General features: G+C 34.5%; 11 protein-coding genes. 5 read left to right on the top strand and 6 right to left on the bottom strand.

Going from position 1 to position 13,356, the window contains the following annotated elements; translation table 11 throughout:
* Positions 1-150: 150 nt before the first annotated feature.
* Complete coding sequence (locus tag GMA17_RS00120; RefSeq protein ID WP_248397773.1) at positions 151-1,071, bottom strand: GLPGLI family protein; 921 nt, start codon at positions 1,069-1,071, stop codon at positions 151-153.
* A 169-nt stretch (positions 1,072-1,240) separates the two neighbouring features.
* Here GMA17_RS00120 and GMA17_RS00115 point away from each other — a divergent pair, with 169 nt between their 5' ends.
* Positions 1,241-2,017: a hypothetical protein gene (locus GMA17_RS00115; protein ID WP_248397771.1), complete on the top strand. Its 777-nt coding sequence runs from the start codon at positions 1,241-1,243 to the stop codon at positions 2,015-2,017.
* Between the two features lie 5 nt (positions 2,018-2,022).
* Positions 2,023-2,637 carry a deoxynucleoside kinase gene (locus GMA17_RS00110; protein ID WP_248397769.1) on the top strand — a complete coding sequence of 205 codons (615 nt, stop codon included), beginning with the start codon at positions 2,023-2,025 and terminating at the stop codon, positions 2,635-2,637.
* Between the two features lie 3 nt (positions 2,638-2,640).
* Here GMA17_RS00110 and GMA17_RS00105 read toward each other — a convergent pair whose 3' ends face one another.
* The 5 genes from GMA17_RS00105 to GMA17_RS00085 all read right to left on the bottom strand — a co-directional run bounded on the left by GMA17_RS00105 (position 2,641) and on the right by GMA17_RS00085 (position 10,676).
* A complete protein-coding gene (locus tag GMA17_RS00105; protein ID WP_248397767.1) occupies positions 2,641-3,639 on the bottom strand; it encodes an App1 family protein in 999 nt (332 codons plus the stop codon).
* Positions 3,640-3,719: 80 nt separating this feature from the next.
* On the bottom strand, positions 3,720-6,161 hold the full coding sequence (locus GMA17_RS00100) for a sodium-translocating pyrophosphatase (RefSeq protein ID WP_248397765.1): 2,442 nt from the start codon (positions 6,159-6,161) through the stop codon (positions 3,720-3,722).
* Positions 6,162-6,277: 116 nt separating this feature from the next.
* Positions 6,278-6,805, bottom strand: a complete 528-nt coding sequence (locus GMA17_RS00095; protein WP_248397763.1) for an inorganic diphosphatase — start codon at positions 6,803-6,805, stop codon at positions 6,278-6,280.
* A gap of 327 nt (positions 6,806-7,132) precedes the next feature.
* The gene (locus GMA17_RS00090; protein ID WP_248397761.1) at positions 7,133-9,634 is read right to left on the bottom strand and encodes a DUF5686 and carboxypeptidase-like regulatory domain-containing protein; all 2,502 of its coding nucleotides are present in this window, start codon (positions 9,632-9,634) and stop codon (positions 7,133-7,135) included.
* Positions 9,635-9,698: 64 nt separating this feature from the next.
* Positions 9,699-10,676: a pyruvate dehydrogenase complex E1 component subunit beta gene (locus GMA17_RS00085; RefSeq protein WP_248397759.1), complete on the bottom strand. Its 978-nt coding sequence runs from the start codon at positions 10,674-10,676 to the stop codon at positions 9,699-9,701.
* 161 nt (positions 10,677-10,837) lie between these two features.
* Between GMA17_RS00085 and GMA17_RS00080 the strand changes: the two genes are divergently transcribed.
* The 3 genes from GMA17_RS00080 (at position 10,838) to GMA17_RS00070 (ending at position 13,356) form a co-directional block, all read left to right on the top strand.
* Complete coding sequence (locus tag GMA17_RS00080) at positions 10,838-11,584, top strand: electron transfer flavoprotein subunit beta/FixA family protein (protein WP_248397757.1); 747 nt, start codon at positions 10,838-10,840, stop codon at positions 11,582-11,584.
* A gap of 77 nt (positions 11,585-11,661) precedes the next feature.
* Positions 11,662-12,621, top strand: coding sequence for an electron transfer flavoprotein subunit alpha/FixB family protein (locus GMA17_RS00075; RefSeq protein ID WP_248397755.1), 960 nt, complete (start codon positions 11,662-11,664; stop codon positions 12,619-12,621).
* Between the two features lie 120 nt (positions 12,622-12,741).
* Positions 12,742-13,356, top strand: coding sequence for a bifunctional nuclease family protein (locus tag GMA17_RS00070; protein WP_248397753.1), 615 nt, complete (start codon positions 12,742-12,744; stop codon positions 13,354-13,356).

The raw sequence follows: 13,356 nt of genomic DNA, 5'->3' as shown, positions 1-13,356 counted from the left end.
TTTTTTCTTGATTGTTTAGGGATGCTATTAAGCCTAACAACAGCACGAGGGCACCTGTTGTAATTGGGGCCTTGAAATTGTAATATAAATGTGAATTGATAATTTTCAATAAAGAAAAAATCAATTAAAATGGCAGACTATAATTTGTAATTAACGTCCACGACCGCCGCCTCGGCCGCCTCTACCACCATACATTTCACGCATTTCTTCCATTTTTTGTTTCATAATGGCATTGTACTCCTTACGCGTCACTTCTTTTCCTTTTGTTGGTTTTTTAATAGTCTCTTTTTCTGAAGGGTTTAAAACAATTTTAGAGCATAACATAGTCGTTCTATCTGCATTAATTTCTAAAATAAGCCCTGGCAGACCGCCATATTCACCAGGTCCATTACTTACTGGTATTTGAGGTGTGTACCAAGCCGTAACCGTAATTTCTTTTGGCACTTCTATATCTGCCATGAAGTCTTTACTGGTAGAATCCGTAGCTGTAGAATCCGTTTCGGTTTTAACAGAGTCCTGACTTTTTTCTTTGTCTTCTTTTTTATCATCATCTCTGGACCTTCTTCTCATACTAGTCCAATCAAATTCATCAACTTTTTTTACAGCCGTTGCTTTAAAGCACATGTACTGACCTATTTGCCGGGTTTCACCGCTTAATTCCCAATCCAATTCTGTTATTTCGTCTACAATTAAGAACTGTTTTCCAAAAAATTCTTGTTCCTGAATCATTTGCTTGTCTTTAATGTTTTTGTATTGAGAACCACCTGTAAAACTACTCATCATTCCAAAACCTCTTCCACTTCCTGGCGCTTCTAACTTTTCTTCTTCTTTATAGGTAGATTCTGTTTGAGAAAATGTCAACACATAGGTTTTTTCAAGCATGGTTTTCATACGTTCCATGATTTGCTTTTTTTGTTGTTCGCTCATTTGGCGCCCACCCCAATTATCTAAATCCATAGTGGTTTTAGTTTGGTAATAAGCCTGACCCTGAAAGTCCTGTTGCGCGTAATTGTAAGTAGATATTGATAAGGTTAGGCACAAAATTGCAAGTAATTTGTAGAATTGATTCATTTGGAATATTTTATATGATTTTTATAAATAATCTTAATTGATACTAGTTAGACTTAAATAAGGTTAAAACGTAAAGCCTTAAATTGTTAAAGTTTTCTTAAAAAGAAATTCCAGCTAATCCCGAACTAAAATATATAGTTTGGTTTGAATTTTGTACTTTTCATGCTTCATGAAACTACTCACCTTTATAATTAGTTTTTTGTCCCTATCTGTGTTTGCACAAGATAGTATCTCTACGTTTAGGAAGTCTAAATTCCCCATAGAGGTTGAAACCATAATAGGTGTTGATAATTTTGGCACTAAATATTATGAGATCAATAATGTTTTCTATAAAAAAACTGCTGACAAAACCATTAATTATAGCAATGTTCAATTAGGAAGATTAACCTCTGTTGATGTTTTTAACCCGCTAAAATTAATTGCCTTTTACAAAGATTTCAATACTGTAATTATTTTAGATAATCGATTGTCAGAAATTTTAAGGATAGATTTTAATACAGTTCAACCATACAAAAATGCTAGTTTTGTGTCTTTAGGAAATGACAATACCATATGGATTTTCAATCAAGATAACCAGCAATTGGAGTTGTATGATTACAAAGCAAAATCCGTGAGAGCCACTACTATCCCTGTTGTTTCTAATGCATTGTCTTTTACAAGTAATTACAATTACGCGTGGTTGTTAACGGAGAATTACATTTATAAATACAGTTATTTTGGTAGTTTACTTTTTAAAATTAAAAATACCGGTTATACCAAGCTCACAGAACGGAATGATGATATTATTCTTCAGAAGGGAAATAACCTTTATTTTTTAAATGATAAAACACAAGAAATTACACCAATTGCTTTACCAAATTTGTTAATAAATCAGTTTTTAGTAACGGGTGAAACGATGTATATTTACGATTCGAAAATTCTTCATGAATTCCAACTTAAAAATTAAAACGTATGCATGTTGCAGTAGCCGGAAATATTGGTGCAGGAAAAACTACACTTACCAAATTATTAGCCAAACATTATAAATGGGAACCGCAACTTGAAGATGTTGTAGACAATCCATATTTAGACGATTTTTACAACCAAATGGAACGTTGGAGTTTCAACCTACAAGTCTATTTCTTAAATAGCCGTTTTCGTCAAGTAAATCAGATTAGAGAAAGTGGTAAGGATATTATTCAAGACCGTACCATTTATGAAGATGCGCATATTTTTGCTCCCAACTTACATGCCATGGGGTTAATGACAAATAGAGATTTTGAAAATTACCGCTCGTTATTTGATTTAATGGAATCCTTTGTTCAAGGTCCCGATTTATTGATTTACTTACGTAGCTCTATCCCGAATTTAGTGAGTCAAATTCACAAACGTGGTCGCGATTATGAAAACACGATTAGTATTGATTATTTAAGTCGCTTAAATGAACGCTATGAAGCTTGGATTCATGGTTATGATAAGGGCAACTTATTAATAATAGATGTAGATAATATGGATTTTGTGGCAAAACCAGAAGATTTAGGGACTATTATCAATAAAATTGAAGCACAAATTCACGGCCTTTTTTAGGGTTTATTTTATAAAGCCACGTTCTCTTGCATGAATAATAGCTTGATCGCTACTTTCAACTAATAACGCAGGTGTTGTTTTATAGTTTTCAAACAAGGCTTTGATACGTAACATTTTCTTTTTATGATTAACGATTCGTAGGTAAATAGCCAAAATACGGTTCGGGTAGCTTTCTGATACTTCCATATAAATATCCGCATCATATTCACTACAATCACCAATTAGAATGAAATTCAAATTCGGATAAGCCTCTAGAATATGCATAATTTCATTCTGCTTCTGCGGCTTTTCATCTTGACTTTTCTTGTGAAAAACCCCATTAACACTACGCAATAAAATGGGTCCTTTTGGAAAATCATTCGTTTTTAGAAAATACTTTAAATACCGATAAAGGTTCCAAGGACTGTGACTAACATAAAATAAAGGGTTTGCGTTTTGCCCTGATTTGCCCCGATGCAATTTATGGTAGAATTTGGCTGCTCCTTCAAAAGGAATCCGACTAAAGGCACCTTTAAAGGCCGTATTAAATATGACGCGCCATTTAAAAAGTGAAACCACACCAGTATGCAAAATAGTATCATCTATATCACTAATGACGCCGAATTCTGATTCTTCACATGGAATTAAAATTTCAGCTGGAAATATATTATTATTGGTTATGTTTCGCTTCAAATTTACATCACTAAAAGATGCAACTATCGGTAACCAACCTTCATTATTAGCTAAGGCACCTAAACCTTCTAGTTGTTTTTCGCATTTAAAATACCCCTTATTGTCCGTTTTAGTTTTTAAAATTGTCCCGTTGGGCAACTTTAAATTTATGTCAACATTTTTAATTTCATCACTTTCAAACCGTTTATAGGTGTTTACTAAAAGTTTAAACCAACCTTTATCTTCTAGGTTTATAGATTCGTCTTCAAGAGCTCTACCGCGCAGATAAAAATGCGTGTCACTTCCATAACTTTGAAACGTAATAATTTGAAACGGATCTTTTTTAAACATGTTTAAAAATATAAAAGATTTGATTGATAAAAAAACCACGCTGATTAGCGTGGTTTTGTAATATTATAGTACTATAACATTTATTTAACCTGTATTGGTCTATCATCTGTTACATCCATTTTGAATTGCGTAGACTCTTCTTTTAGCTTGGAAATTTTAGCATCAACTTCTGCTTTTGTCCCAGAGATTACTAATTCTTCCATATTAATGTTATTACCATTTACATTTGTAACGCTAACGACAGCTTTTGCAAAATCGTCTGATTTAATTACAAAATCAACATATACTTTTTTTGCCGTAAGTCCTTCTACAGCTTCTGTAGTTTCAGTAATAGCCAAACCAGTTTCAGCAGAATGACCACCTAAAATTGGTGCAATTACCAAACCAATTAAACAGGTTAGCTTAATTAAAATATTCATAGATGGACCAGAAGTATCTTTAAATGGATCTCCAACAGTGTCACCAGTTACAGCAGCTTTATGAGCTTCCGAACCTTTATAGGTCATTTCGCCATTAATTAATACACCAGCTTCAAAGGATTTTTTAGCATTATCCCAAGCGCCACCCGCATTGTTTTGGAATATAGCCCAAAGCACACCTGAAACAGTAACACCAGCCATATAACCACCTAACATTTCAGCAATTGCCATGTTATTCATTCCAAAAATCATAGGAACAAATGCAATTACTAACGGAAAACCAATAGTTAATAAACCTGGCAACATCATTTCTCTTAAAGACGCTTCAGTAGATATTGCCACACATTTATCATATTCTGGTTTCCCAGTACCTTCCATAATTCCTGGAATCTCTCTAAACTGACGACGTACTTCTTCTACCATTTCCATAGCTGCTTTTCCTACCGCATTCATAGCTAAAGCAGAGAATACGACAGGCACCATTCCACCTACAAATAACATGGCTAGAACGGGCGCTTTAAAAATATTAATACCATCAATACCAGTAAAGGTTACATAGGCAGCAAATAAAGCTAAAGATGTTAATGCTGCAGAAGCAATAGCAAAACCTTTTCCTGTAGCCGCAGTTGTATTTCCAACAGCGTCCAAGATATCAGTACGTTCTCTTACTATAGGTTCCTGTTCACTCATTTCAGCTATACCACCTGCGTTGTCCGCAATAGGTCCAAAGGCATCAATAGCCAATTGCATTGCTGTAGTTGCCATCATAGCTGAAGCTGCTAAAGCCACACCATAAAAACCGGCAAATGCATAAGACGCCCAAATGGCTCCAGCAAACAACAATACAGAAGGGAATGTAGAAATCATACCAGTAGCTAAACCAGCAATAATATTGGTTCCAGCACCTGTACTTGACTGTTGCACAATATTTAAAATAGGTTTTTTACCTAAACCTGTATAATATTCAGTTACCGAAGAAATAACAGCGCCAACAACTAATCCTACTAGAGTAGCGTAGAATACGCGCATGGAAGATATTTCTTGTAAACCTTCACCAAAGAAATTCATTTGCATGGTTTCCGGTAACATCCACGTTACTAAACCAAAACAAGATAAGGCTACTAAACCAATAGAGGTCCAGTTACCCACATTTAAAGCGCCCATAACTTGAGCTTCTTTAGCCTCGTTACTTTTAATTTTCACCAACATAGTACCAATAACAGAAATAATAATTCCCGCACCAGCAATTGCCATAGGTAATAAGATTGGTCCAATACCGCCAAAGGCATCAGCAATATTTCCACCCATATCTTTAATTACATAGTTTCCTAAAACCATAGCAGCTAATACTGTAGCTACATACGAACCAAATAAATCGGCTCCCATACCAGCAACATCACCAACATTATCACCAACGTTATCTGCAATAGTTGCAGGGTTACGAGGGTCATCTTCAGGAATTCCTGCTTCTACTTTACCAACTAAATCGGCTCCAACATCGGCAGCTTTGGTATAAATACCACCACCAACACGGGCAAATAAAGCAATAGATTCAGCACCTAAAGAAAAACCAGCCAATGTTTCAAGAACAATAGTCATATCCATGGTATTTGTCCATACACCTCCCATAAAGAAATGGAAGAACCCTATGAAAAATATAGTTAAACCTAAAACTGCCAATCCAGCTACTCCTAATCCCATTACAGTTCCACCACCAAAAGATACTTTTAGTGCATTAGGCAAACTAGATTTAGCCGCTTGTGTCGTTCTTACATTCGTTTTTGTTGCTATTTTCATACCTATATTTCCTGCAAATGCCGAAAAGACAGCTCCAAAAATAAATGCAACTACAATTAACCAATGTGTTGTTGGAACAATAAATGACACAGCTGCAAGTGCAATACTTACTACAAGTACAAATATGGCAAGTAATCTATACTCGGCATTTAAAAAAGCCAAAGCTCCTTCATAAATATGATCTGAAATTTCTTTCATTTTTCCGTCGCCAGCATCTTGTTTCATAACCCAAGATTTCTTTACGACCATATAAATTAATCCTAAAAGTGCCATGGCAATTGGCATATAAATCATCATTGATTCCATATATTAATAATTTTTTTAATTTGTTAATTAGCTCGCTAAAGTAGTGAAATACATTAAAACTAAAAAACCCTTCTATTTAATAATAGAAGGGCTTTATATTACTGTGTTTCTTACAACTATATGGTAAAATTACCATTTGCTTTATGCTCACTATTCTCGTAACGATCTAAACATTTGTTTAAAATATCATAGGCTTCACCTGCATTTCCCCAGCCTCCTACGTCAACTTTTTTCTTTTCTAAATCTTTATAAACTTGAAAAAAGTGTTCAATTTCTTTTATTTGGTGTGGATTCATATCTGACAAATCATTTAAAATATTCCAAATCGGATCTGAAACTGGTACACAAATTACTTTTTCATCTGGACCTTTCTCGTCTGCCATATGGAAAACACCAATTGGTTTTACCTCTACCACACACATAGGAAATGTTGGTTCACCACCTAACACTAAAACATCTAATGGATCACCATCTAATGCTAATGTTTCTGGTATAAACCCATAATCTGCTGGATACATCATGGATGAAAAAAGCATACGGTCAAAACGTATTTTTTTTAAATCGAAATCATATTCATATTTGTTTCTACTTCCTTTCGGTATTTCGATTAATACATCAAAAGTTAATTTTTCGTTTTTTGTCATTATATATTATTTTAACCTTTTATTCAGGCTTGTTTTTTTATTCCTATTAAAATTGAAGAAGGTTCATATTCAGAAGCCTCATTTTTACGGGCTGCAAAGATACATAAGTCTTTGGGTTTGGGCAACTAAAATTAATTTAGATCCTATAATTTCGAATTTGCCGATACTAATATGTTAAACACCTCGTTTCCTAAAAAGGAATCCAAATCACAATCTGATAATTTTAAAAGTAAGTAAATGAATTAAATCTTTTATTTAAAAAAAAATAGCCTCTAGAAGTTAGAGGCTATTTTTATATAATTATTTCAAAAATAGGTTGTCTGAATTTTAGAAATTAAAGCCAAAACTTCCGGTTACGCCAAAATTTCGGGCATCAGGGACGTCATGATAATTTCCACGGAAATTAAAGTCTATTCTAAATACTTTAAAAATATTACCAATACCAAGGCTGTATTCATAATAAATTTCGTCTGTTGGTGCTACCAATGGAATATTAGACGGTGCGCTTAAAGCTATATTATCTGCTGATATATCTCCCCAAACACCGCGAAAACCAACAATTTCTCGCCAATTTAACTTTCTTAAAAATGGAATTCTTGAAAACAATCGTCCATTAAAATTATGTTCTAAATGCAAAGAGGCATAGGTATCTGTTACAAACTCATAATAATTTAATTGCGAAAACGATTTGTATATAGAGAAATACGACTGGTTACCAGGCACCACACTTAATAACCCCAATGGAACCGTTCCAAATGTTTTACCTACTTCAATGGTAGAATACAGGCGGCCTAAACCACCTAATTGCCATGGCTGAATATAAGAAAGCTGTAACTTGGTATAATTAAAATCGCTACCAAAAATATTTTTATCACCTAAAGAATATTGTGCAAATATAGATGCATAGGTATCATTTCCATTACGACGTTCTACACCGTAACCTACCATTTTTCTGCCTGGAAAATAAGATACTGCAAAGGTACTTTCAAATTGCTTTATTTCTGATGAAACACCAGTAGTGGATTCCGGATCTACATAATCTAAACTAAATGTTGGCGAAGCGGATGACAGTGTTCTATAATCACCTCCCACGCGAAACAATACGTTTTTAATGGGCTCCAGTTCTATAGCTAACGCCGTTAGATTAATATTGGTTAATTTATCATTGGTGGCTGTACTGAAAACCGCATTGGAAGCTAGACTTCGCCCTAAAACATCGGTTGATGTGGTTAAACTTGCCCCAATTTGTTCAATATCGCGCCTATGACCTGCAGATACAATTAACCGGTTTCGCTTGTTTAATAAATACTTGGCCGAAAAACCATATTTCATTTTATCATCTTTAAAACCATAAGCCAAAAATCCTTGTAAGCGCCACAAATCATTAGGTCCAAAATACGTTCTTGCACCTGCTCGTAAACGCACACCTTCTACATCATTATAACCTACAGTAGAAAAAATAGGGCCATAATCAAGGTTTAAATCGTCAAACTCAATATACCCAGACGCCAAAATACTTCCTGCATTATACAACCGCTTAAACTTTTTTACGGTTTTTAAAGTATCTAACATTTGGTAAATACCCTTTTCATCATTATTTAAAGCTTCCATTCGGTTTTCGTCCCAAAAATCATCTTCCCGATTATAGGCATCTAAATTGTAATCGAATACCTCTTCCTTATAAAACTTTTCGTCTTTGGATTTATTAAACTCGTAATTATCGTATAACGTGGTTCGTTTACCATAAACACCTCGCGACTTTTCTTTTTTATTAAACGTGAAATCGGACATGAAATAATCGCGTTTTATAAGAAAAACAGAGTCATTTAGCACGTCAAATTCTTGTTCAATATAAATTTCTTTTACCCAATTTATATTGGCACTTTTAGAGGCTTGCATATTAATTTCCTTAATAGCAAATGTGGAATCATTCACCCAGAAGTCACCTTTAAAAGTTAGTTCGTTTTTACGTCTTGGATAGTAAATAATGTTATAACACCATTTATTGTCCCGATAAGCACTATCAGATAATACATAATTATAGGTATTGACACCTGTTCTGGAAATTGGGCTCACGAAACTTTTATCAAAAAACTTTAGATAGTTATCATACACATCGTATTCCGAATATAAGTCCTTGATAAAAGCAATAATGCTTTGATTATTACTAAAGCCTGAATTTTTGTTTCCTTTTAATTCTACTTTCTCCTTGTTTAATAAATTATCGCCATAAACTTTGGCCACCTCTTCATTTAAAAATATTGGCAAATATGTTTTTCCTGTAACTTTAGATGTATCTACTTGCTCAAAAATAAACTCCATACCTTTAAAAAGGTTACTCTTTATCAGTGCGCTATCAATGGTATTTAAATCGAATTCTACTTTTTCATACCTATCGTATTCATACTGCTTAAACTGACTCAAGCCATTTTGACGTTTGCGTTCCCAAATTTTTTGCAGAATTGCAATTGCTGGATTTTCTTCTGCTTTTTTAGATTGTTTTCCTGTTACAATAAACACTTCATTAAGCGCAGCTGCTTCTTCTTCAATAGTAAAACGTAAGTCGTAATTCACTTTCTTGTCTAATGGCAACTCTATGGTTTTATAACCTACGAAGGAGACAATTAACGTTGGCCACGTTTTATCAGATTCCATATAAAAACGACCATTTTCATCAGTTATGGTGCCTTCAAAAGAACCTTTAAAAATTATGTTAGCATAAGCAACGGGTTCATTGTTTTCATCAAACACGTAGCCACTAACTTTTGTTTGGGCGTAACCAACAAAAGTAGCAAGGGCAAAAATAAAAAGTAGTAAGTTAAATCTCATAGTTATAAAAAAACTTCATCAACAATCTAGCCAATGAAGTTTTATTAACGTAAAATATACGTATTTATTTATACATTACTTTTTTCACGGCCTTTATCACTTCTTTATGATCAGGCAACCATTCTTCAAAAAGAACTGGTGAATAAGGCGCAGGTGTATCTGCTGTATTTATTTTAATAATAGGTGCATCTAAATAATCAAATGCTTCAGATTGGACTAAATATGTTATTTCTGTCGCAACATTTCCAAATGGCCATGCTTCCTCCAAAACAACTAGACGATTGGTTTTTTTAACCGATTTTAAAATAGCCTCGCGATCCATTGGTCTTACCGTACGTAAATCGATAATCTCACATGAGATACCTTCTTTAGCTAATTCATTAGCAGCTATATAAGCTTCTTTAATAATTTTACCAAAAGAAACAATAGTAACATCTGTACCTTCTCGTTTAATATCTGCAACACCCAGTGGAACAACATATTCGCCTTCTGGCACTTCGCCTTTATCACCATACATTTGCTCACTTTCCATAAAAATAACGGGGTCGTTATCACGAATAGCCGATTTTAATAAGCCTTTTGCATCATATGGATTAGAAGGAACTACTACTTTTAAACCTGGTGTATTAGCAAACCAACTTTCAAAAGCTTGCGAGTGTGTAGCAGCTAATTGACCTGCAGAGGCGGTTGGTCCACGAAAAACAATTGGACATGGGAATTGTCCTCCAGACATTTGTCTGATTTTTGCCGCATTATTTATAATTTGGTCAATACCAACTAATGAGAAATTAAACGTCATATATTCTACAATTGGTCTGTTTCCTGTCATGGTAGATCCTATTGCTATTCCGGCAAAACCTAGCTCGGCAATGGGCGTATCAATAACACGTTTTGGGCCGAATTCATCCAGCATACCTTTAGATGCCTTATAGGCACCATTATATTCGGCAACTTCTTCACCCATTAAATAAACACTTTCGTCACGACGCATTTCTTCGCTCATGGCTTCACAAATCGCTTCTCTAAATTGTATTGTCTTCATTTACTTATCATAATTACGAAAGACAAAAATAACAATAATTAAAAAACTTTAGTCCATAGTTCGATTTAAAAATTTACTATGCGTGCATAGCAAATATTCAAAATAAAATAATTAACTTCGTAACCTGAAAATAATATACTTTTTAATATAAATATATAGATATGAAAATATTAGTATGTATTAGTCATGTACCTGATACGACTTCGAAAATTAATTTTACCGATGGCGACACAAAATTTGACACCAATGGTGTACAATTTGTTATTAACCCAAATGACGAATTTGGATTAACACGCGCTATGTGGTTTAAAGAGAAGCAAGGCGCTGCAGTAACGGTTGTTAATGTTGGCGGACCAGAAACTGAACCAACTTTACGTAAAGCATTAGCTATTGGCGCAGACAATGCAATCCGCGTTAATACAGAAGCTAAAGACGGCTACCAAGTTGCCAAACAATTAGCAAATGTAGTTAAAGAAGGTGGTTACGATTTAGTAATTGCTGGACGTGAATCCATTGATTACAATGGTGGCATGGTCCCGGGAATGATAGCTGGTTTAATTGGTGCAAACTTTGTAACCAATTGCATTAGTCTAGAAATAGATGGAACCAAAGCAAAAGCTATGCGTGAAATTGATGGCGGGAAAGAAACGGTTTCTACCAGTTTACCATTAGTAATTGGTGGACAAAAAGGATTAGTTGAGGAAAGCGATTTACGTATTCCAAACATGCGTGGGATAATGATGGCTAGAAAAAAACCTTTAGAAGTTAAGGAACCAGTAGATGCTGGAACTGAAACCGCTTCAGTGAAATTTGAAAAGCCAGCTCCAAAAGGCGCCGTTAAATTAATTGATGCCGATAATGTTGGAGAATTAGTTAACTTACTTCATAATGAAGCTAAAGTTATATAAATAACAATATCCAAATTCCAAATTCCAGTAAATAATCCTCTGGAGTTTAGTTTTTGGAGTTTAAAATTTAAAAATTTATGTCAGTTTTAGTATATACAGAATCCGAACAAGGAAAATTTAAAAAAACCGCTTTAGAGGTTGCATCTTATGCAAAAGCTGTAGCGGAACAAATGGGTACAACCGTAACGGCAATTACCTTTAACGCTGATGACACAAGCGTACTTGGAAATCATGGTGTTGACAAAGTATTGAAAGTTACAAGTAGTGAATTAGAGAAATTTAACGCAAACGGTTATGCAAGCGCTATTTCTCAAGCTGCTAAAAAAGAAGGCTCCAAAGTAGTTATTCTTAGCTCCAGCGCGGACAGTAAATATTTAGCACCTTTATTAGCTATTAATTTAGATGCTGGTTTTGCATCCAATGTGGTTGAAGCGCCATCAAATGTTTCACCATTCACTGTAAAACGTACAGCATTTACAAACAAAGCTTTTAATATGACGACTATTGATACCGATGTGAAATTGGTAGGTGTTTCTAAAAATGCGTATGGTGTTAAAGAAAATGCAGCGAGTGCAACTGCGGAAGATTTTTCACCTAACATTCCAGAACTAGGAGTTCATGTAGATTCTGTGGATAAAGTAACAGGTCAAGTAACCATTGCAGATGCCGAAATAGTGGTTTCAGCAGGTCGTGGTTTAAAAGGTCCAGAAAATTGGGGAATGATTGAAGAATTAGCTGAAGTTTTAGGTGCAGCGACTGCCTGCTCTAAACCGGTAAGTGATTTAGGTTGGAGACCACATGGTGAGCACGTAGGTCAGACAGGAAAACCAGTTGCTGCCAATTTATATATTGCTGTTGGCATTTCAGGAGCTATCCAGCATTTGGCGGGTATAAACGCATCAAAAGTAAAAGTTGTTATTAATACAGATCCCGAAGCACCTTTCTTTAAAGCTGCTGATTATGGAATTGTAGGTGATGCTTTTGAAGTTGTCCCTAAATTGATTGAAAAATTAAAGGAGTTTAAAGCACAACAGTAAATATATTTTTTTTAAATTGTATTTATAAAAGGGCTGTTTAAGTTGGTATAAATTACTAAAACTGTTTCGTTCAGTTTGGTAAAGTCCTAATTTAAACAGTTCTTTGTTTTTTAAAATACTATGAGTTTAGTACGACTAAAGATAAAAGGAATTTCATATAGCCAAACACAAAATGGCGCCTACGCATTAATATTAAATGAGGTAGATGGTGATAGAAAGTTGCCAATTGTAATTGGTGCTTTTGAAGCACAATCCATTGCTATAGCTTTGGAAAAAGAAATTAGACCGCCTAGACCACTTACCCACGATTTATTTAAAAATTTCGCCGACCGTTTTGATATTGTTGTCAAACAGGTTATCATCCATAAGCTAGTGGATGGCGTTTTCTATTCCAGTATTATTTGTGAACGTGACAACGCTGAAGAAATTATTGATGCCAGAACTAGTGATGCTATTGCTTTAGCGCTGCGGTTTCAGGCACCAATTTTCACTTACAAGAATATTTTAGATAAAGCAGGAATTTATTTAAAAATTAATCCGGAAGATGAAGACGAGTCGGAATCAGACAGTATTTTAGTAGATGATATGATTGCCGAAGAACTAGAAACCGGAAGTGTTCAGGAGAATTACAAAGCAAAATCGCTCGAGGAACTTCATAACATGCTTGATGAAGCTGTTGCCAATGAAGATTATGAAAAGGCAGCTAACATTCGCGATGAGATTTCTAAACGCTAA

Origin of the sequence: Bizionia sp. M204, assembly GCF_023205095.1 — a bacterium.
GTDB lineage: Bacteria > Bacteroidota > Bacteroidia > Flavobacteriales > Flavobacteriaceae > Algorimicrobium > Algorimicrobium hallyeonense.
This window is presented reverse-complemented; position numbering and strand designations above follow the sequence as displayed.